Annotated in this window: 18 protein-coding genes; 12 read left to right on the plus strand and 6 right to left on the minus strand. The window is 61.5% G+C overall.

Annotated features, from left to right (window positions below):
• The first annotated feature begins 44 nt into the window (after positions 1–44).
• The 10 genes from ABD937_RS17325 to ABD937_RS17370 all read left to right on the plus strand — a co-directional run bounded on the left by ABD937_RS17325 (position 45) and on the right by ABD937_RS17370 (position 12,823).
• Positions 45–548: a hypothetical protein gene (locus tag ABD937_RS17325; protein ID WP_345257071.1), complete on the plus strand. Its 504-nt coding sequence runs from the start codon at positions 45–47 to the stop codon at positions 546–548.
• A complete protein-coding gene (locus tag ABD937_RS17330) occupies positions 548–1,318 on the plus strand; it encodes a hypothetical protein (protein ID WP_345257073.1) in 771 nt (256 codons plus the stop codon). The genes ABD937_RS17325 and ABD937_RS17330 overlap by 1 nt, the downstream gene beginning before the upstream one ends.
• A 209-nt stretch (positions 1,319–1,527) precedes the next feature.
• Positions 1,528–2,091 (plus strand): RNA polymerase sigma factor, encoded by a 564-nt coding sequence (locus ABD937_RS17335; RefSeq protein WP_345257074.1) that lies wholly within the window; start codon positions 1,528–1,530, stop codon positions 2,089–2,091.
• Positions 2,066–2,698: a RodZ family helix-turn-helix domain-containing protein gene (locus ABD937_RS17340; protein ID WP_345257075.1), complete on the plus strand. Its 633-nt coding sequence runs from the start codon at positions 2,066–2,068 to the stop codon at positions 2,696–2,698. Before ABD937_RS17335 ends, ABD937_RS17340 begins: the two co-directional genes overlap by 26 nt.
• 588 nt (positions 2,699–3,286) lie before the next feature.
• On the plus strand, positions 3,287–5,635 hold the full coding sequence (locus ABD937_RS17345) for a lectin-like domain-containing protein (RefSeq protein WP_345257077.1): 2,349 nt from the start codon (positions 3,287–3,289) through the stop codon (positions 5,633–5,635).
• A gap of 170 nt (positions 5,636–5,805) precedes the next feature.
• Complete coding sequence (locus tag ABD937_RS17350) at positions 5,806–6,414, plus strand: TetR/AcrR family transcriptional regulator (RefSeq protein WP_345257078.1); 609 nt, start codon at positions 5,806–5,808, stop codon at positions 6,412–6,414.
• Between the two features lie 54 nt (positions 6,415–6,468).
• Entirely contained in the window at positions 6,469–7,818 is a 1,350-nt protein-coding gene (locus tag ABD937_RS17355; protein WP_345257079.1) for a TolC family protein, read from the plus strand.
• A gap of 228 nt (positions 7,819–8,046) precedes the next feature.
• The gene (locus tag ABD937_RS17360) at positions 8,047–9,093 is read left to right on the plus strand and encodes an efflux RND transporter periplasmic adaptor subunit (RefSeq protein WP_345257080.1); all 1,047 of its coding nucleotides are present in this window, start codon (positions 8,047–8,049) and stop codon (positions 9,091–9,093) included.
• Positions 9,094–9,203: 110 nt separating this feature from the next.
• Positions 9,204–12,332: an efflux RND transporter permease subunit gene (locus ABD937_RS17365; RefSeq protein ID WP_345257081.1), complete on the plus strand. Its 3,129-nt coding sequence runs from the start codon at positions 9,204–9,206 to the stop codon at positions 12,330–12,332.
• 71 nt (positions 12,333–12,403) lie between these two features.
• On the plus strand, positions 12,404–12,823 hold the full coding sequence (locus ABD937_RS17370; protein WP_345257082.1) for a DUF2147 domain-containing protein: 420 nt from the start codon (positions 12,404–12,406) through the stop codon (positions 12,821–12,823).
• Positions 12,824–13,035: 212 nt separating this feature from the next.
• Here the strand turns inward: ABD937_RS17370 and ABD937_RS17375 are convergent, their stop codons facing one another.
• From ABD937_RS17375 to ABD937_RS17390, 4 genes are all read right to left on the minus strand, one after another.
• Positions 13,036–15,189 (minus strand): TonB-dependent receptor, encoded by a 2,154-nt coding sequence (locus ABD937_RS17375; protein ID WP_345257083.1) that lies wholly within the window; start codon positions 15,187–15,189, stop codon positions 13,036–13,038.
• 83 nt (positions 15,190–15,272) lie between these two features.
• On the minus strand, positions 15,273–16,241 hold the full coding sequence (locus ABD937_RS17380; protein ID WP_345257084.1) for a hypothetical protein: 969 nt from the start codon (positions 16,239–16,241) through the stop codon (positions 15,273–15,275).
• 54 nt (positions 16,242–16,295) lie between these two features.
• Complete coding sequence (locus ABD937_RS17385) at positions 16,296–16,637, minus strand: hypothetical protein (RefSeq protein WP_345257085.1); 342 nt, start codon at positions 16,635–16,637, stop codon at positions 16,296–16,298.
• The gene (locus tag ABD937_RS17390; RefSeq protein ID WP_345257086.1) at positions 16,634–16,981 is read right to left on the minus strand and encodes a hypothetical protein; all 348 of its coding nucleotides are present in this window, start codon (positions 16,979–16,981) and stop codon (positions 16,634–16,636) included. The genes ABD937_RS17385 and ABD937_RS17390 overlap by 4 nt, the downstream gene beginning before the upstream one ends.
• A 162-nt stretch (positions 16,982–17,143) precedes the next feature.
• Between ABD937_RS17390 and ABD937_RS17395 the strand changes: the two genes are divergently transcribed.
• A complete protein-coding gene (locus ABD937_RS17395; protein WP_345257088.1) occupies positions 17,144–17,626 on the plus strand; it encodes a hypothetical protein in 483 nt (160 codons plus the stop codon).
• A 1-nt stretch (position 17,627) separates the two neighbouring features.
• Here the strand turns inward: ABD937_RS17395 and ABD937_RS17400 are convergent, their stop codons facing one another.
• Together ABD937_RS17400 and ABD937_RS17405 are read right to left on the minus strand one after the other, a co-directional pair.
• A complete protein-coding gene (locus tag ABD937_RS17400; protein WP_345257089.1) occupies positions 17,628–18,335 on the minus strand; it encodes a DNA alkylation repair protein in 708 nt (235 codons plus the stop codon).
• Positions 18,336–18,405: 70 nt separating this feature from the next.
• Positions 18,406–18,804, minus strand: a complete 399-nt coding sequence (locus ABD937_RS17405; protein WP_345257090.1) for a DUF2784 domain-containing protein — start codon at positions 18,802–18,804, stop codon at positions 18,406–18,408.
• A gap of 175 nt (positions 18,805–18,979) precedes the next feature.
• Between ABD937_RS17405 and ABD937_RS17410 the strand changes: the two genes are divergently transcribed.
• Positions 18,980–19,366, plus strand: a complete 387-nt coding sequence (locus ABD937_RS17410; protein ID WP_345257091.1) for a PAS domain-containing protein — start codon at positions 18,980–18,982, stop codon at positions 19,364–19,366.
• Positions 19,367–19,409: the final 43 nt, after the last annotated feature.

Consider the following 19,409-nt stretch of genomic DNA (forward strand, 5'->3'; position numbering starts at 1 on the left):
ACCCCTTTTCACAAGGCGGTGTCATTAGGGCAAACAACCATCATATGAAACGAATGAAACACCTCGGCGCCGCCGCACTCGCTGCCACCCTGCTGGTCACCGCCTGCGCAAAAAAGGAAAAAGAAGAAGGCCGCATCCTCTCGCCCGACGAGGCGAAGACCGCCATCGCCACCGGCGCCTGGATCTTCCAGCACGAAGCGGTCGTATACGGCCCCGACGATGTGGACCACGGTCCTTCCGAGCCCTGCAAGCTCGACGACGTCTACCGCTTCGACCTCAGTGGCGATGCCTCGGTGCAGTGGGGGGCCAACGAGTGCAACCCCTCGTTCCCGACCGCTTCCGGCTCTTACGGCTCCTGGGAGATCGCCGAGCACGGCGCCGTGCTGAAGCTTAGCTATACCCGCGCCATGCCGGGCGCCTTCGGGGCCGGCGACGTGGCCACCTGGGGCATCGACTACCTCAGCGACCGCAAGATGGTGCTGAAGCGTACGGTGTACGAGCCCGGAAAGAGCTATGTTCTGTATGACACTTACGTAAAACGTTCCTGATGCGCGCAGCCTTTCTCCTCCTTGCCCTGTTGACGGCCGGCGGCGCCCGCGCGCAGGTGTTCACGGAAAAAGTATTTCTACTGGACAGCGTTACCGTATACGAAGGGCTCATCATCGAGCAGGCCCCGTCGAAGTACATCAAGATCGTGCGGAGCCGCGAAAAAGACACGGTGACCGTGCCACTCAACAGCATCTGGAAGCTGACGAAGGAATATCCCAAACCCGACACGACGGCACCGCGGAAAGCGGCGCCGTGTGCCGGTAGGGACCGCCACCGTGCCGTGTACCTCGAGGTGCTCGGCGCCGGCGGCCTCAACTCGGTGAGCTACGACAGCCGCCTGCAGCGCGGCCGCCGCGACGGATGGGGCCTCCGCGCCGGCATCGGCTTCTGGATGGTGCCCACCATCAGCTACTACAACGACACGCTGAAGCAGGCCCTCTTCTCGATCCCGCTCATGGTCAACTACCTGGTGGGGCGCCGCAAGGGGTTCCTGGAGCTGGGAGCCGGCATCACGTATTTTCTTTCCGTGCCGCAGCGCCCCCGCGAAGGCCCGAAGGATCAATACACCATCCAGCAATTGGGTATGCGCCTTCCCGACGTGCTGGGTACCTTTATGATCGGCTACCGCCACGTGCCGCCGGAGAAGGGCGTTACCTGGGGCGTGTCGCTGAACCCGCTCGTGGGCAAGCGCTTCAACGTGCCCGCGGCCGGCATCCACCTGGCCTTCATCCCGTCGATCGGGGTGAAGGTGGGGTATAAGTTTGGGTGAGCTGTATCCGTAGTCGAAGACTACGGATAACGTGAGCGGGTGAAAAGATCAACTGAGTAAGATAGGAAGTGGCCGCGTCCATTACTATGCGTAACGAAGGACTCTTCGGCAAGCTCAGGGTGACAATGCCTGTTGATCGACGCAATGACTTTTGCCCTGTGAACGACCTCTTACTAATAGACAAATAGACTAATAGACCAATAAACCAAATGGACCAGCAGCAACTGGAAGTAATACTCAACGGGCTCGAGCAGGGCGACGCGCGCTGCCAGTCTGCCTTCTACCGGCATTGCCACGGCGAGCTGATGAAGGTGGCGCTGCGCTACCATGCCTCGGCCGACGAGGCGGCCGCGTCCTTCAACAAGGCGATGCTGCAGGTGTTCCAAAAGATCCGCGACTACCGCCGCGAAGGTGCGGTGATGGGCTGGGTGCGCCGCATCATCGTCAACACCTGCCTCAATGAGCTGCGCGGCAGGCTGCGCTTCAGCTCCGTAGACTTCACCGACGAGGGACTGAATTCCTTTTCGGCCGGTCCGGAGGTATATGCCGGCATCGAGGCACGCCGCCTGCTCGACCTGGTGCACGCCCTGCCCGATACCACGCGCACCGTCTTCAACCTGTATGTGATGGAGGGCTACACCCACGAGCAGGTGGCCGCCGCGCTGAAGATCCCGAAAGGCACTTCGAAGTGGCACCTGCACCAGGCCCGCACGCAACTAAAAGAACGTCTCCTTCAACAAGCGATCCATGAAGCTCATATTCTCCAGAAATAACGATCCCCACCGCTTCGACGAAGCCCTGCGCAACGCACTCGACGCGCTGCCGGCAGACAATGCCGCGATGGACGCCGACTTCGCCGCCTTCCAGGCCCTGCAGGCCGGCGCGGCGAAAAAGAAAAAGCGCCGCGGCGGGCTGTGGCTCTTCGGCGCGCTGCTGCTCATCGCGGTCACTGCAGGACTGCTGTGGCCGGACTCTTCCAGCGCCCCGCAAAACACGGGCACCGGCAACCCGCAGCGAGACATCGTTGTGCCTTCTGCACCAACCGCCGCTTCACCCGAAGTGGCCACGGTTGCCGCACCTGCGCAAACAAAAGCGCACACAGAAGGCGGCAAGCCCACGACCGGCGCGAAAGCAGTGCCCGCGACGGGGCCGGCGCAAAAAGATCAGAAGTCCGTCGTCGCCGGTAAGATTCCCGCCACACCGGTTGCTGCCCCGGGAGCGCCCACTGCAACCACCGCCTTTTCCACCGGCACGCCGGTGCTGCCTGCCGGCGTGCCCGTTGCCCCTGCATCGGCAGCCGCTGCCGGGAAGAAGCCCGCGCTCCGCGACTCGGTGGCCCGGAAAAAAGAAAAGACGGACACGCTGATGATCATCTGGTAGCAACCGGCACCCCTTCTTTTTAGGAACGACACGGCCCTGCCGTGTCTTTTTTTGTGCCGTCGTTTTGCTTCCACGTCCTCTCGGTGCTTCAGTAATAATACAGGTGCATGACGTGCAGGCGGCAAACCCGATCGTAAAAAAAGCCGCCCGCCCGGTGGCCAGGCAGACATCTTCAATATGCCGATGGGTAAGGGAGAATCCGTATGAGTACGATCGTATTTCTCCTGATCGGGCGTTGTCGAAATTTTTTTGGTATCCGCTGCTTTCGGTAGGAACGGTCTTCTTACCTTCGCGACCGGCTTTCCAAAACACCGCTGTCCGAACTGCTTTAATGATCCGGCCGCGCCCCACCCGGGCGCATCCTCCCACCAACGCTACCGGGAGCCCGGTCTTATCTCGTTCCGTTCCAGCATTTGCTGTTTTCAGGATTCACCGCTCCCCTTTTACCTGCTCACGCAACCCAGCGCCTGGCCGAAAGCCAGGTGAACCAGCCTCCCGGCATGCGCGCTGTGCTGTGTCTTCACAGCAGCGTCCGGCCTGGCGACGGCATACCCCGTTGTCAACTGATCTTAAACCAATAAAACGCAAATGAGAAGCAACTTTACCCCCAAGCGCCTCGCCCTCCTCGGCGCTCTCCTCGGCAGCAGCCTCCTAGCTTCGGCCCAAACCAAGGCACGCTCCGCCGCTTTGGCGCCTTCGTGCTTTACCCAGCTCAGCACACAATCGTTCAACCGGCTCGGCTCGGCCACCGGCAGCGGCAACTGCACGCAGCTGACCCCCAACCAGAGCGAACTCCTGGGAACTGCCTGGCACCAAACCCCGCTCGACCTCACTAAACCCTTCGACCTCACCTTCACGGTGACGCAGTCGGGCGGTGCCGACGGCATGATGTTCATCCTGCAGAACGACGGCAACAACGTAGCCACCAACGCCCTCGGAGGCGAGCTAGGGTATTACAACACGTACGCCCCCCACAACTTGTTCCAGCAGTCGCTCGCCATTGAGTTCGACATCTACAACAACGGCAGCACTGAGGCCGACCAGAACAACTCGCACATCGCGCTCGTCAAGAACAGGAGCTATACCCCCGTGAAAGGACCTTTCAATATCTCGCCGTTGCTCGGGAACGGTGCGGCCAGCACCGTCCGCCTCACGTGGGATCCGGCTATAACCGCTTTTTCGATGTACCGCAACGGAAGCCTTCTGTTTACGCATACGGAAGACATCCGGAACACCATCTTTGGCGGTAATCCCACCGTTTACTTCGGCTTCACCGGCGCCACCGGTGGTATCTCGGCCACCCAGTCGTTCTGCGCCGTGTCGCTCACAGTAGGTCAGAAGCTCGCGAGCATCGCCTATGCCAACGCGCCTTACTGCGTCAGCACGGGTGTGGTGACGCCCACGATCACCGGCCTCCAGGGCGGCACCTTCTCGTCTACCCCGGGTCTCGCCATCGACCCCGCTACCGGCGCCATCGACCTGGCTGCCTCGCAGTCGGGCAACTACGTGGTTACCTACTCCGTCAGCAACGGCCAGTGTGTCGACCATTCCACCTTTACCTTAGGGGTGCGCCCGTCATCGGCGTTCGTGACCCCCATCGGCAACCGGCAGTTCTGCGCCGGAACGCTTTCCAGTGAGATCGCCTTCCCCGGCTCCGGCTCGCTCACCTATGCCTGGACCAACAACAACACGAACATCGGCCTTGCTGCTTCGGGCACTGGCGCCATTCCTTCGTTCATGCCGCAAGCAATCGACGATACCACGGTTTCCGCACTGATCGGGGTGCAGGCAAGCGGCGGTACGGGCTGCTCCTTCAAGAAGGAAGTATTCCGCATCTCCGTAAATCCCACGCCCGTCATCACCGGCCCCAACGTCCAGATCTTCGAGTGCGCCGGCAGCACTACCAGCCCGGTGGTGTTCCAGAGCAACCTCCCCGGCACTACGTTTACCTGGACCAACAGCAGCACTACCAACGGCCTGGCTGCCTCCGGCACCGGCAACCTGCCTGCCTTCAAGGCCGTAAACGAGCTGGATTACATGGACTACGCCACGATCACGGTCACGCCTTCGCTGGGCGGATGCTCCGGCGCCCCCCTCTCGGGATACGCGTACATCAGCCCTGCCGCCGGCACTATTTCGTACGGCGCTAGCTCCTTCTGCCGCACCGGTACGGCTACGGTAACGCGTACCGCTTCCAACAACGGGAGCTTTTATTCCTATCCTGGCGGCCTCAGCCTCAACTCGGCCACCGGCACCGTGAACCTTGCGGCCTCGCAACCCGGCACTTATACGGTAGAATATTACCTGAACGCCTATGATTACTACTGCGATGGTTACGCGTCCACCACGATCACCATCCGCCCGCAGGCCGCAGTGGACGCTCCCAATAACCCGGTGTATTGCAGCGGCACCGCCACGCAGCCCATCGTGTTCACCGGCAGCGCCAGCAGCTATACCTGGACCAACGACAACCCGTCGATCGGCCTCGCGCTTTCGGGCACGGGCAACATCCCGTCGTTCAACACGGTCAATAACGGCGCTACCGCTCAGTACGCCAACATCCGCGTAACGCCCATCGGCACCGGTGGCAGCTGCCCCGGCAAGACCCGCCTGTTCCGCATTACGGTAAACCCCTGCGGACCGGTAACGATCCACGGCGACACCGAAGGCGACGGCAACACGGCCCGCATCGCCCCGGCCATGACGCTGAGCCCCAACCCGGCCCAGGGCAACGTGCGCCTGCAGTACAGCGGCGCCGCCACCCAGCTCACCGTGCAGGTACTCGATGCCTCCGGCGTGCCCGTGCTGTCGCCCATCAGCTTCAGCGGCAACAACGTCACGATCGGAACCGCACTCCTGCGCCCCGGCTCCTACCAGGTGGTGCTCACCGACCGCCGCACCGGCGCTCAGAGCCGCCGCACGCTGGTAAAGCTCTAAGCTCTATTGGAACATCTGCAAAACCCCCGACGGAAGCGTCGGGGGTTTTTTTATGCGGGCACCGGCCATCCCCCGAAACCGGCAGTTCGTACGCCCGGCCCCACAGCTCGCCACAAATATTTTTTCTTTACTAAACACTGTTCATTATTTTTGTTCCTGCAAATCCACGTATGACCATCGCCGCCCGAAAGCAGAGAGAGAAGGAAGAGATGCGCCAGCTGATCCTGGATGCGGCCCGCCGCATCTTCATGGAGAAGGGGTTCGCAGGCGCCAGCATGCGCACGATCGCCGAGGCCATCCAGTACAGCGCCGGCACTCTATATCTCTATTTCAAGGACAAGGACGAGATCTTCCATGCCCTGCACGAGGAGGGCTTCGTGAAGATGCTGGAGTACATGGCGCCGCTGGCCCACGTGGCCGACCCCTTTGAGCGGCTGAAGGCCATGGGGCACGTCTATATTGACTTTGCGCGGAAGAATCCCGACTATTATGACCTCATGTTCATCATGCGGGCGCCCATGAAATGCATGGAGCACGAGAAGTGGGAGGAGGGCGACCGCACGCTGGGGATCCTGAAAAGCGTGATCCGCGAGTGCCAGGCCGCCGGGCGCTTCCCGGGTAAGGATGTGGACGGGCTCGCTTTCACGATCTGGGCCGGGGTGCACGGCATCGCCGCCCTGTACGTCCGCAACCGGGTGCAGGCCTTCGAAGGGGTGGATCCCGAGACGCTGGTGGATGCCGGGCAACGCAACTTCATCGAAATGCTGGAACGGGCCTAGCTATTTTTTTGACCTTATACTAAACAGTGTTCATTAATTAAACGTCGATTATATATGCGCTTAATTTTCAAACTTTTAGCCGCTGTTTCCCTCCTCCCGGCGTCCGCCTCCGCCCAGCCGGCGCTCGACAACTATGTAACGGAGGCCCTCAAAAGCAACCTCGTGCTCCGCGAGCGGCAGGTGGGGCTCGAGCGGAGCCTGCTGGCCCTGAAGGAAGCAAAGAGCTACTTCCTGCCCACCGTTGGCCTCGAAGGCCAATACACCCTTGCCGCCGGCGGCCGCACCATCGACCTGCCCGTGGGCGACCTGATGAACCCGGTGTACCAGACGCTCAACCAGCTCACCGGCACCAGCAAGTTCCCGCAGATCGCCAATGCGTCGGAGCCCCTGCTGCCCAACAATTTCTACGACCTGCGGGTGCGCACTACGATGCCCCTGCTCAACCCCGACATCCGCTACGGCGCCGGCATGCGGTCGGAGCAGGTAAAGCTGCAGCAGTTCGAGATCGACGCCTACCGCCGCGAGCTGGTGAAAGATGTGAAGACCGCCTACTACCGGCTCCTGCAGGCTGCCCGTGCGGCCGATATCTATGCCAACGCCGTGGAGCTCGTGCAGCAGAACCTCCGCGTGCAGCGCTCGCTGCTCCGCAACGGCAAGGGGCTGCCCGCCTACGTGTCGCGCGCCGAAAGCGAGCTGCAGACCGTAGAAACCCAGTGGCGCAACGCCCGCAACGAGGTGCAGAACGCGGGCGCCTACATCAACTTCCTGTGCAACAAGCCGCTCACCGATACGGTGCAGCGCGCCGAGCCCGTGCTCCCCGAAAGCCTGCTGGGACTGAACGATGCCACGCTCCCCGACGTAAGCCGCCGCGAGGAGCTGAAGAGCCTCAGCGCCGCCGCCAGCATCAACCATTGGCAACAGCAGCAGGCGCGCTCCTACCGCACCCCCCGCGTCAACGCCTTCCTCGACCTGGGTGCGCAGGGCTTCGACTTCAAGGTCAACCGGAACACGCCCTTTTACCTCGCCGGGCTGCAGGTGCAGCTGCCGCTCTTCGCCGGACGCCGCAATGAGCTTCGCGCACAGTCGGCCACGCTCGAGGGAAAGGCCCTGCAGCTCCGCACCGAGTCGGTGGAAAAGCAACTGCAGCTCGCCGCTTTCGTGAACCGCAACGGCCTGCAGGCGGCCGCCGCCAACTACGCCGCCGCCCTGAAGCGCGAGGAGTCGGCCCAGCAATACTTCAAGCTGATCGACCGTGGTTATACGGAAGGCGTCAACTCCTTCATCGAGTTCCTCGATGCGCGCAACGGCCTCACCAATGCCCGCCTCGAAAGCAATATCCAGAAGTACGGGTTGCTGATCCGCGCCGCCGAGCAGGAGCGCCAGACGGCGGCTTACGCCTTATAATCTCAGATCGGTGATCGCGGATCTGTGATCTATGATTTCAGATTTCAGATTTCAGATTTCAGATTTCAGATTTCAGATTTCAGATTTGGCGATGTCCGACTCAGTAAGATACGTCAGAGCCAGAGCATTTATCCTGCAAACGCACCAGTCGGCTTTACTAATTCGCAATGACTGCTGCACCAGGAAAGACCCTTACCAATAGACCAATAGACCAATAAACCAATAAACATGAAACAGATCCTCTATACCGCGCTGGCCGCGCTGCTGCTGCAGGCCTGCAGCTCGAAGGCCAACAAGCAAACGGCCACGCTTCCGCAAAAAGAAACGATCCCGGTGCGCCTGCTGGCCGTGAGCACCGAAAGCAGCACCGAAGGCAGCGTGCGCGCATCGGGTGTGATCGCCGCGCAGAACGAGGCGCGCCTCTCCTTCAAGATCGGCGGTGTGATCGAAACCATCAACGTGAAAGAAGGCGACAACGTACGCCGCGGGCAATTGCTCGCCACGCTGAAACCCACCGAGATAGCGGCGCAGGTACAGCAGGCGCAGCTCGCCGTGGAAAAAGCGGAGCGCGACCACCAGCGCGTGCAAAACCTCTATAAGGACAGCGTGGCCACGCTCGAGCAGCTGCAGAACACGCGCACCGGCCTCGACATCGCCCGCCAGGGCTTGCAGCAGGCGCAGTTCAACCGGCAGTATGCCAACATCTACGCGCCGGCCGACGGCATCATCGTCAAGAAGATCGCCTCGGTAGGCGAGCTGGCCGGCCCCGGCACGCCGGTGCTGTTCCTGAACAACGTATCGGCCTCCGAGAAGTGGGTGCTCCGCGCCTCCCTCTCCGACCAGGACTGGGCCGCGATCCGGGAAGGCAATACTGCCACGGTGCGCATCGATGCGTTCCCGGGTGTCGACTTCAAAGGGGTGGTATCGAAGAAGGCGCCGACCGCCGACCCCGCCTCCGGCTCCTTCACCGTAGAAGTACAGGTGGACCTCGCCGGCCGCCGGCCCGCGCCGGGTATGTTCGGGCGCGCGCAGATCTCGGCCGCCAGGGCTGCTACGGCCAACAGCATCCCCTACGAGGCCCTGCTCGAGGCCGACGGCAGCACCGGCTACGTGTTCGTGACCGAAGACCGAAAGACCGTGAAGAAGGTGCCTGTGAAGATCGGCCGTATCTCCCCGGAGCGCGTGTACCTGAGCGGCGGCCTCGAGGGCTACCAGTGGGTCGTAAGCACCGGAAGCCCTTACCTCAAAGATGGCTCGGCCATCAGCGTGCAATAGAGAAGGAACACGGATCAGGCGGATTAAGCTGATAAACACCGATCCGTATTCATCCGTCACGTCCGCACCATCCGCGTTCTTTCTCTCTACCCCAACTCCAAATCATCGTTATGCGTATCACCTCATTTTTTGTAAAGCAGTGGCAGTTCACGCTCGTCGTGTTCCTGATGATCGTGGTGGTGAGCCTCACCACGGTGCTCACGATGCCCCGCGCCGAGGACCCCGAGATCAACCCTCCGCAATACCCCATCATCGCCATCTACCCCGGCACCTCGCCCAAAGACCTCGAGGAGCTCGTGGTGAAACCGATCGAGAAGCGCGTGAGCGAGCTCGAGCAGATCAAGAAGATCGAAAGCACCATCACCGACGGCGTTGCCTCCGTGGTGGTGGAATATAAATACGGCGTCGACGTCGAGAACAAGTACCAGGAGCTGGTGCGCGAGATCGGCGCCCTCCGCTCCGAGCTGCCGCAGGACCTCTACAAGCTCGAAGTAAAGAAGGTAAGCCCCACCGACGTGAACGTGCTGCAGGTGGCCCTCGTATCGGAGAACGCCTCCGACAAGTCGCTGCGCACGTTTGCCAACAACCTCAAAGAAGAGCTCGAGCGGGTGCCCGGTCTGAAGAAGGCCGACTATACCGGCGTGCCCGAGCAGGTACTGCGTGTAGACCTGCAGCTCGAGAAGCTCGCGCAGCAGAAGATCCCGCTCAACTATGTCATCGGCTCCATCCAGAGCGAGGCGGCCAATATTCCGGGAGGCCCGGTGCGCGGCGGCGTCAAGACCTTCAACGTGAAAACGAGCGGCAAGTACAAGAGCATCGATGAGGTGCGCAACACCATCGTGTGGGCCGGCAACGGGCACGTGGTATACCTCAAAGATGTGGCCGATGTGGAGTTCCGCTACGCCGAGCCCAAGCACATCACCCGCCTCAACGGCCACCGCGCCGTGCTGGTAACGGCTGCACAGAAGCCCGGTGAGAACATCGCCCGTACACAGGCCGCGTATGCGCCGGTGCTCGAAAAATTCGAAAAGACGCTTCCGAAGAACATCGCGATGGTGAAGGCCTTCGACCAGGCAGAGAACGTGGGCCGCAGGCTCGGTGGGCTCGGCATCGACTTCATCATCGCCATCTCGCTGGTGCTCATCACGCTGCTGCCGCTCGGCGGCCGCGCCGCCCTCGTGGTGATGGTCGCCATCCCGCTCTCGCTGGGCATCGGCATCGTGCTGCTCAACGCCTTCGGCTTCTCGCTCAACCAGCTCTCCATCGTGGGCCTCGTGGTGGCGCTCGGCCTGCTCGTCGACGACTCCATCGTGGTGGTGGAGAACATCGAGCGCTGGCTGCGCGAAGGCTGGAGCCGCAACGCCGCCGTGATCGAGGGCACCAAGCAGATCGGCCTTGCGGTACTGGGCTGCACCGCCACGCTCATCATCGCCTTCCTCCCGCTGGCCTTTATGCCCGAAGCCGCCGGTGAGTTCATCCGCGGCTTGCCCATGGCGGTCATCTTCAGTGTGCTGGCCTCCATGCTGGTATCGCTCACCATTGTGCCCTTTCTCGGCGCGCGTGTGCTCAAGGTGCACGGAAACCCCGAGGGCAACCTCTTCCTGCGCGGCCTCAAGCGCCTGATCAGCGGCTCGTATACGAAGCTGCTCGAGGCGGCCCTGCTGCGCCCGAAGACGACGCTCTTCATCGCGCTTGGCCTCTTCGTGGCGTCGCTCGGCATATTCAAGCTCATCGGCTTCCGCCTCTTCCCGGCCTCCGAGAAGCCCCAGTTCCTGGTGAACGTCACGATGCCGCTGCAGAGCAACCTGGAGCTCACCGACTCGATGGCGCGCCGCGTGGAAGGCGAGCTCGCGAAGGAGCCGCTGGTGAAATACTATACCACCAACGTAGGCAAGGGCAACCCGCGCATCTACTACAACGTGATCCCCGAGAACGAGAAGCCCGACTTCGCGCAGTTCTACGTACAACTACAGGACGACGTGAACCCGAAGAAGAAGCGCGCCCTCATCGACGCCCTCCGCGACCGCTTCGCCGGCGTGGCCGGCGCCAAGATCGAGGTGAAGGACTTCGAGCAGGGCCCGCTCGTGGAAGCGCCGGTGGCCATTCGCTTTACCGGTGAGCACCTCGACACGCTGCGCGCCATCGCCGCGCGCGCCGAAGACCTGCTGAAGAGCGTGCCCGGCGCCATCTACGTCAACAACGACGTACGTGTGCTGAAGTCGGACCTGCACCTCAACATCAACACCGAGAAGAGCCGCATGCTCGGCATCGGTACCGCCGACATCGACAAGACCGTGCGCCTCGCCATCGCGGGCTATGAGGCAGGTACCTATACCGATGCCGCGGGCAAGGACTTCGACATCATGATCGGTACCCCACGCGACCGCTTCGCCACCATCAATTCCTTCGACGGCATCTTCGTCAACAACGCCGTGGGCACGCCGGTGCCGCTGTCGCAGGTGGCGCAGCTCGACTTCGAGTCGTCGCCCACCATCATCAAGCACGTCGACAAGAAGCGCTACGTGGTGGTGACGGCCTTCACCGAGGAGGGCGTGCTCACCGAGAAGGTGTTGAAGGAGTTCATGAAGCGCTCGTCGGAGCTAAAGCTGCCGGCCGGCTACGAGCTCGTGCTCGCCGGCGAGGTGCAGAGCCAGAAGGATGCCTTCGGCGGGTCGTTCGGTACGGTGGTGATCGCCACCATCTTCCTCTTCATCATGGTGCTGATCCTCGAGTTCAAGACCTTCAAAAGCACACTCATCGTGCTGAGCGTGATCCCGCTCGGGGTGATCGGCGGCGTGTGCGCGCTCTGGATCACGGGCAACCCGATGTCGTTCGTGGCCATCATCGGCTTCATCGGGCTTGCGGGCATCGAGGTCAAGAACTCGATCCTGCTCGTGGACTTCACCAACCAGCTGCGCGCCGAGGGCAAAGGGCTGGATGCGGCCATCCGCGAGGCGGGCGAGCTGCGCTTTCTTCCCATCGTACTCACGAGCCTGACGGCCATCGGGGGCCTGCTGCCCATCGCCATCTCGTCGAACCCGCTCATCTCGCCGCTCGCGCTCGTGCTTATCGGCGGCCTTGTTTCGTCCACGCTGCTCTCGCGCATCGTGACGCCGGTGCTGTACAAGCTCATCCCCCCGAAGGTGGAGCCGGTGGTCAATGGTGAAGGGGCAATGGTCAATGAGCCGAAAGGCCCGGAGGTGCGCGTGCTTACGCCGGATGCGGTGACGGCCCGCTAGGCTCCTGAAAAGCCACAGCAACGCCACCGAAGCCGGCAAGCGACTATCTTGCAGACAGCATAAAAACCGTTATGAAAAAACTGATCTTCTTTTTGGTCCTGCTCCTGAGCATCGGGAATGTATTTGGCCAGGACAAGGGCGACGCCATCGTCGGCGAATGGCTTTCCTCCAGCAAGGAGGGCAAGATCCAGATCTACCGCCAGGGCAACAAGTATTTCGGAAAGATCTCCTGGAGCAAGAACCCCGGCAACCTCGACACGAAGAACCCCGACGAAAAGCTGCGCAGCCGCACCATCGTGGGCTCCGTGATCCTGAAGGACTTCGAGTTCGACGGCGACAACGAGTGGGAAGATGGCACGATCTACGACCCGAAGTCGGGCAAGACCTATTCCTGCAACATGGAACTGAAAAATGCCAACCAGCTCAAGATCCGCGGCTATATCGGCATTTCGCTCATCGGCCGCACCGAGGTGTGGGACCGGGTGAAGTAATGTGCTAATGGGGTAATGTGCTAATGGGATAATGCGAGAACAGGCGTCGTTACTGACGGCCACATTATAGGTAACCCAGCAAAAGGGCCGCAAAGATCAATTCTTTGCGGCCCTTTTGTTTTTAGTACACGCAGAGCAGAGGAGGTAACGATTCGGATCTTGAAGTTAGCCTGCTTCTTATTCTGCTGCTGCCTGACTAACCTCCAAAACCCTCAGAACCTTAACTTGATCCCGCCATTTACCACGAAGCCCTCGAGCGGCGCGTAGATGTCGCGGAACTGCGGGTTGCTGGCGGGCCCGCTGTAGATGGGTCCAAACTTCGTCTGGCGGGTGTCGGTGAAGTTCTCGAAGTTGACGAAGATGGAGAAGCGCTTCCAGAGCCGCTCCGCCATGAAGCCGGTGATCCAGTAGGGGCGGCCGTAGCTGCCGTCGTTGAGGGGTTGGCGGCCCGTGTAATAGGCTTCGAGACCGAGCTTCCATTTTCCTTCCACTTCATACATCAGCACGTTGTTGAGGCGGTGCTGTGCCACGAGCGGAAGAGCACCTTCCTGTGCCGGGAGGTGCGACTGTGCATCGGTGAGCGTATAGCCCACAAAAAGCTTGAAGTCGCCCCAGGTGAGGCGGAGGTTGGCTTCGGCGCCACGGGTATCGATGTGGCCGGCGCTGGAGTAGAAGCGGTAGCCGACCGGTGTGTTGGCCAGCAATAGCGGCCGCGAGAGACGCGTGTAGAAGAAGAGCACATTGGCCTGCAGGCCCAGGGCACCCCATTTGGTAGTGTAGTTCACGTCCCAGTTGGCGCCCACGGATCGCTCGGTGTGCGGGTTCGTGATCCGCGCATTGTCGACGCGGTACTGCAGGCGCTCCGCTTCCTCGGTGAAAATAGTGGGCGCCTTGTAGCCGAAGCCCCCGCCGAGGCGCGTCGTCCAATTGGTAGAAATACGGTACAGCAGCGAAGCCCGGGGCAGCAGCTCGAAGCCGTGTGGCGACACATGATCGCCCCGCAAGCCGGTCTCGAGGGTAAACCGGTCGGTGACCGACCAGGTGTGCTGCGCGAAAAGACCGGCAGTGGTGAGGGTATAATCGCGCGGGATGCCGAAGCGTACGTTTCTCTCGGTCAGCGCCTCGGTCGTGAGGTTGGCGCCCAGTACCCACTCCGAGCGCTCGCCGCGGCGGTTCCAGCTGATCTCGGTGAACGAGGAAACCTGGCGCGCGTCGAACAGGTAGTTGAATGCCGAGAGGGCGCGGTCGAAGAAGGAGAAGCTGTTTTTCAGCTGCAGTGTATGGCGCTCTCCGAGGCGGTGGGTAATACCGAGCTGGGTAGCAATACGGTCGGTCTCGTTGCGCTCGAATGGCCCGGGAGTGCCGTCCTTGATAAAGGCGGTGCTGCCGCCGAGGCGGTCTTCGGTGGTATAGCTGATACCGATGTCGGCGGTCGTGTGCTTGCCGTAGAGGAAGAGCCGCGGGTTCACCGTGTAGCGCTCCGCCTTGGGGATGGCCGTGAAGCCGATGCCGGCCGGGTCGAAGGGAGCCGTACTATTACGGGAGGCGAAGAGCGTGAGGCCCGCCTTTCCGTAGCGCTCGCTGTAGAAGCCGCTGGCGTCGAGTCCGCCGGCGGAGGTGGCGTTGAGGAGAAAGGAAAGCTCGCGCCGCTCGCCCGGTGTTTTGGAAACGAGGTTGACGAGGCCCGCGATGGCGCCGCCGCCGTAAAGCGTGGACGCGGATCCCTTGATGACCTCCACCTGGCGCAGGTCGAGCGGGGCCACCTGCAGCAGCGAAAGGCCGCCTGCGAAGCCGCCGTAGAGCGGGTATCCGTCGCGCAGGAGCTGCGTGTACCGGCCGTCGAGGCCCTGGATGCGGATGCCGGCGTTGTAGGACGTAGCGGAGGTCTGCTGGGTCTGGATGCCCGTGCTTTCGTTGAGCAGCATGCGGATGTCGCCGGGCTTCATATTGCCTTTTTCTTCGAGCTCCTCGCCCGAGATCACCTCGGTGCGCGTGGGTGTGTTGGCGATGGTGCGGCTCGTGCGCGTGGCGGTCACGATTACCTCCTCTTCCTCCTCCTCTTCTTCTTCGGCGCGCTCCAGGGTGATGGGGGGCCACTCAGCACCCGGCAGCGGGAAGGAGAGCTGCACTTCCTTTTCGCCGTAGCCGACGTGCGACAGCACGAAGGTCTGCTGCCCGGAGGGAATGTTGGCAAGAGTCAGGTTCCCGAGCGAGTCGGCGATGACGCTGCGGGCTCCTTCCTTCCAGGTGAGGGTGGCGCCGGGCAGCGGGTCGCCGGCATCGTTGCGGGCTTGCGTGCGCAGCGTATGCTGGGCAGCGGCGGGGAGGGCAATAGTACAGAGCAGCGGTAGCAGGATGGAGCGCATGAATAGTCTGGCTTGAGGGCGTGAAGGTAAGGCGTATAAAAAAGCCCCCCGGGAAGGAGGGCTTTTAAAAAGAGCTGAATTGCTTATTGGTATTGCAGCACCAGCGTGCGGTGCTCGTTCACCGAGCTGCCCACCGTTACTTCGGTGATGCGCGTGGGATAGCCGTGGGCGCCGAATACGTAGGAGTAGGTGATGGTACGGGTGCCGATGCTCGGCGTGCCGCCGTTGTTCCAGGATTTCGTGTTCCAGGTGCGCTGCTGGATCAGGTGCTTTGACGTGTTGAACCAGGCGCCGAGGCCATATGCGTCCCATACCCAGTTTTCCCACCAGGCGCGGTAGGGCTTGAAGAAAGGGTTCGGCTTGTCGAGGTAGGTGGTGATCAGCTCGGAGCGGAGATACATCGGTTGCTGCGTGCCGTATTGCTCCACCATGGTGTCGAGCTGCTGCGTGAGGTTGGCGCCCTGCCAGGTCTGGTAAAAGTTGCTGCTGCTGCGGCTGAGGCCGTCGCCCGAAAGGCCGGTCAGCCCTACGAAATTGGGTGCCTGCGTGTAGCGCCAGACCCGGTAGCCGGTGCTGCCTGCCGACGCGGATACGACACTGTCCTTGACCAGCAGTCCGTTGACATGGGTGAAGTATTTATCCTGTACGAAGGCGCTGCCGGTACCGGCGTTGCGCAACGAGCGCCGGACGCGGGTGGCGAGGCTGTCGAAAGCGCTGTTGTAGAAATACTGGTGCTGGTGCACGGAGGCGGTGTCGCCCGTGATCTCGTCGAAGGCGATGTCAAGGCGGTTGGAAAGACGTCCCTGCGCGTCGTAGCTGAGCGTGAGCCGGCCGATGGTGTCGAAGGGATGCATCAACGTGGTGTCGAGCTCGAATACGCGCACGAGGCGCGGTGCGGCTGGTGTTGTGGGCGTTGTGGGGGTGCCGCCACCGCCTCCGGGCGGGTTGGCCGGCGGCGGCGTATTGTTGTCATAGCTTTCGATCTTTTCGCAGGCGGAAAACAGGATCGTGGCAGCGAGCAATGCAGGAACGAGGCGCATGGCGTAAGTCATGGTTGATGTCTGGTAAAGGTACGGAAATCGGGAAGTAGAGGACCCCGTCCCCCCTCACGCCGTAAAAAAGCCCCGCTCCCGGATGGCCTCGATCTCTGCGGCATCGGCCACCTCCACGTCGCCGCTGAGGAGGTAATCAGGGTTCACGATCGTTTTGCCGGTGCTGTGCTCGGTGTATTCGCCCGGTGCGGCGGGCCGGATCGCCCCGTCGTCGTACGGCACGGCAAAGAGACTGTCATCGTCGCGCTTCAGCACGAGGATGCCGGTGTCGGTAAGGTGCTCCACGCGCCCCGAGGTCTGGTATTGCCCGAGGAGCTGCCGGTCGGCATTGTAGAAGCTCAGTCCTACCAGGAACAGCTTGCCGCGGATAAAGTCCTGGAATTCGTCGTAGGTCATGGGTAAAGTGTTTGCGAAGCGGGGTGCGTAATGGATTCCGTTAAACGCTTTGCCGCCCGCCGTTTTTGCAGCATAAGAACCACAAGGCCCATGGCGGAGAGCAGGGCAGTGGCAGCGCCGGCTCTGGCTGCTATTTTGAGTCGGCGGCCTTTTTCATCGAGCGCCTGAATCTGCTCCAGCTTGCTGTCGTAGGTCAGGCGGCGGTCCAGCTCCACAGCGATGCGGCCTTCGCTGACCTCGTATTTGTGCGACACAGCACTGCCCAGCGCCGCGAACAGGCCGACGGGAATCAGCAGCGCCAGCAAGGCGGCGCGGAAGTAGAAATACCGGATCGGGGCAGGCATTCCTGCAAAGCTAGGGCCTGGCGGTATATCCAGCTCCCACGCGGCCGCAATCCTAACGTTACCCGCTAGCCGGGAACTTAAGGAAAACTTAAAGCGGTCATGAAAGGCAATGGGCCGCCGCATGTGTCGTTTCCCTGGTACACCTTCACCAAACCCGGTCTCATGAGAATGCTCCTCCTGGCCCTGCTGCTTCCGGCAGCCGGCTCCCTGCACGCGCAAACGGTCACGTTCACCGACCTCTGCCGCCTGATCGACCTACGCGGCGATACCGCGGCGCTCATTCACTATGCGAAAGGCCTGGGTTTCGATCCGGGTTATCCCTCCGGCGGCGAGCAGACACTGCTCGGTAAAATGGACAGCAGCCGGCAGGCATACACCGAGTACCTAACGCTCTATTTCAAGAACGATTCTGTGATGCTGCTGAAGTACCAAACGCAATACAAAACCATCTTCCGGTCGATCTTCGATAAAGTGGCGGAGGATACGGCAGCGTTACGCATGCATGTTGACCCCATACCGGAGGTGTCACAGGAAGGATTCATCCTCGGGCCCTACATGTTTACGTTTCAACTGCGCAATCCTAACGATCCGCGGGGCTGGATCCTTTTGGGCCGGATGCCCTTTATTCGGCCCGGGAGCGAATAAACTAGCGCGCCATCGCTTCCCGCTTTCGCGCTTCCGGCATCTTCTCGATGGCATAGCGCAGGGCCGTGCGGGGCATGCGGGCCTTGTGGCGGCACACAAAGGCAAACACGGCGTCCTCGTTCATTTTGCACTGCTCCTTCAGCAGCCAGCCATAGCCTTTCTGCACGAGGTCGTCGGGATCGGTAAGCAAGGCCCCGGCGATGGCGAGGCTTTCTTCGAGGAAAGCGCCCTTGCGCGCGGGCACAATGAGCGACACCGCCGCCGCGCGGCGCACCCAGCGGTTCTTTGAGACGGCCCACTCCCGGAGCACCGGCAACTGCTCCGGGAACTTCATGAGGTAAGCGCCCAGCACATTGTTGCAAAAGTCGTCGCAGTGCGCCCAGTTATGGACATGCGCATCGATCCAGTGCGTGAAGGTGCCGAGATCATCAGTCGCAAAATGCTTCTTTTGTGTCAGCGCCCAGGCTGCCGCGATATGTCCTTCCTCCATCATGCCGCTCCGCCAGAGGTCCTCGCACAGTACAAATACGGATTCCTTGCCCTGCCCCGACAGTTCTCTGGCGTAGGCTTTTGCAAGGGCCCGCGTATCCGCCATACGGAGTCCGTAAGATTCAATGCCTTCTTTGAAAAAGCGTTTGGCGCCATCCCGGTTGCGCGGGTTGCCTCGGGCGGCGAGTTCGGCGCGGAGGCGAGTGAGAAGCGGGTGCATGATTATTGGGTGGTGGCGTGAAGAGCGTGGTTATCGGTTGTGCGTCTGCGTTACAATAGGTGCGGCATGCTCAGCCGGTGGCCGCGGCTGCGCTCCGCTTTCGCCGCTGCGCATCGCGTACGTTGAGGACGATGCTGAGTGCGAAGCTAAGGACAAAGAAGGCGAGCGTGGCGCCTTCCACGAGGCCTCGGTCGAAATTGATGCCGGTAATTTTCAGCAGGAGAAAGTGAATATAGGAGCGGCTCTCGTCGTGCAGTCCCATCTTCGCGCGCACCTGCCAGTGCCAGTCGGTGCAGGCGCAATAGCCCAGGCCGTACCAGATGCCCAGCACGAACCACGAGCCCGCGGTCAGCAGCATCGTGGCGAGGTGGAGCCGCCGCGTACGGCGGAAGGCCCAGCCCGTGATGTTGAACAGGGTCCAGGCGGTATGGAACACGAAGAAGAAAACGTTCAGGAAAGCGTACCCCATAAGCACCTGACTTTGCGGCAAGATAAGCAGTTGCTGTCGCCTGCTGTCGTTAGCGGCCTGTTTTCTCAATAGGGCTGGATGCACCCGTGGCCGGTTGGGCTGCGTATCCGGTTCTCGCACTTGGTGCCGCTTGCTGATCAATTCGTTACCGGCGTTTCTCCCTTAGCTTCGCGCCATGGAAAAAACGGCGCTCCTCGAAATACTGCACCGGCGCATGATCGAAGAGATCCAGGACTACGCCATCATCCTGATGGACGTTGACGGCACCATCCTCTCCTGGAACAAGGGCGCCCAGCAGATCAAAGGCTACAGCGCCGACGAGATCATCGGGCAGAACTTCCGGGCCTTCTACCTCCCGCAACACCGCGAGCAGGGGCTCCCCGACCTGCTGCTGGCACAGGCCACCAAGGAGGGCCGCGCCAAGCACATCGGCATTCGCGTGCGCAAAGACGGCAGTACCTTTTGGGGCTCCATCCTCATCACAGCCCTCCACGACGACGACGGCACCGTGGTGGGCTTCACCAAGCTGACCAAGGAGCTCGGTGACAACGAGATCGATTAGGGATTGCAGATCTGTGATCGCGGATCTCGGATGTGATTTCAGA

The sequence above is a fragment of the Flaviaestuariibacter amylovorans genome (assembly GCF_039541815.1).
GTDB lineage: Bacteria > Bacteroidota > Bacteroidia > Chitinophagales > Chitinophagaceae > Flavisolibacter > Flavisolibacter amylovorans.

Excerpts from the sequence above, each read along its gene's own strand:
- ABD937_RS17325 (WP_345257071.1), top strand. The coding sequence starts at position 45 with ATGAAACGAATGAAACACCTCGGCGCCGCCGCACTCGCTGCCACCCTG.
- ABD937_RS17330 (WP_345257073.1), top strand. The coding sequence starts at position 548 with ATGCGCGCAGCCTTTCTCCTCCTTGCCCTGTTGACGGCCGGCGGCGCC.
- ABD937_RS17335 (WP_345257074.1), top strand. The coding sequence starts at position 1,528 with ATGGACCAGCAGCAACTGGAAGTAATACTCAACGGGCTCGAGCAGGGC.
- ABD937_RS17340 (WP_345257075.1), top strand. The coding sequence starts at position 2,066 with ATGAAGCTCATATTCTCCAGAAATAACGATCCCCACCGCTTCGACGAA.
- ABD937_RS17345 (WP_345257077.1), top strand. The coding sequence starts at position 3,287 with ATGAGAAGCAACTTTACCCCCAAGCGCCTCGCCCTCCTCGGCGCTCTC.
- ABD937_RS17350 (WP_345257078.1), top strand. The coding sequence starts at position 5,806 with ATGACCATCGCCGCCCGAAAGCAGAGAGAGAAGGAAGAGATGCGCCAG.
- ABD937_RS17355 (WP_345257079.1), top strand. The coding sequence starts at position 6,469 with ATGCGCTTAATTTTCAAACTTTTAGCCGCTGTTTCCCTCCTCCCGGCG.
- ABD937_RS17360 (WP_345257080.1), top strand. The coding sequence starts at position 8,047 with ATGAAACAGATCCTCTATACCGCGCTGGCCGCGCTGCTGCTGCAGGCC.
- ABD937_RS17365 (WP_345257081.1), top strand. The coding sequence starts at position 9,204 with ATGCGTATCACCTCATTTTTTGTAAAGCAGTGGCAGTTCACGCTCGTC.
- ABD937_RS17370 (WP_345257082.1), top strand. The coding sequence starts at position 12,404 with ATGAAAAAACTGATCTTCTTTTTGGTCCTGCTCCTGAGCATCGGGAAT.
- ABD937_RS17375 (WP_345257083.1), bottom strand. The coding sequence starts at position 15,189 with ATGCGCTCCATCCTGCTACCGCTGCTCTGTACTATTGCCCTCCCCGCC.
- ABD937_RS17380 (WP_345257084.1), bottom strand. The coding sequence starts at position 16,241 with ATGACTTACGCCATGCGCCTCGTTCCTGCATTGCTCGCTGCCACGATC.
- ABD937_RS17385 (WP_345257085.1), bottom strand. The coding sequence starts at position 16,637 with ATGACCTACGACGAATTCCAGGACTTTATCCGCGGCAAGCTGTTCCTG.
- ABD937_RS17390 (WP_345257086.1), bottom strand. The coding sequence starts at position 16,981 with ATGCCTGCCCCGATCCGGTATTTCTACTTCCGCGCCGCCTTGCTGGCG.
- ABD937_RS17395 (WP_345257088.1), top strand. The coding sequence starts at position 17,144 with ATGAGAATGCTCCTCCTGGCCCTGCTGCTTCCGGCAGCCGGCTCCCTG.
- ABD937_RS17400 (WP_345257089.1), bottom strand. The coding sequence starts at position 18,335 with ATGCACCCGCTTCTCACTCGCCTCCGCGCCGAACTCGCCGCCCGAGGC.
- ABD937_RS17405 (WP_345257090.1), bottom strand. The coding sequence starts at position 18,804 with ATGGGGTACGCTTTCCTGAACGTTTTCTTCTTCGTGTTCCATACCGCC.
- ABD937_RS17410 (WP_345257091.1), top strand. The coding sequence starts at position 18,980 with ATGGAAAAAACGGCGCTCCTCGAAATACTGCACCGGCGCATGATCGAA.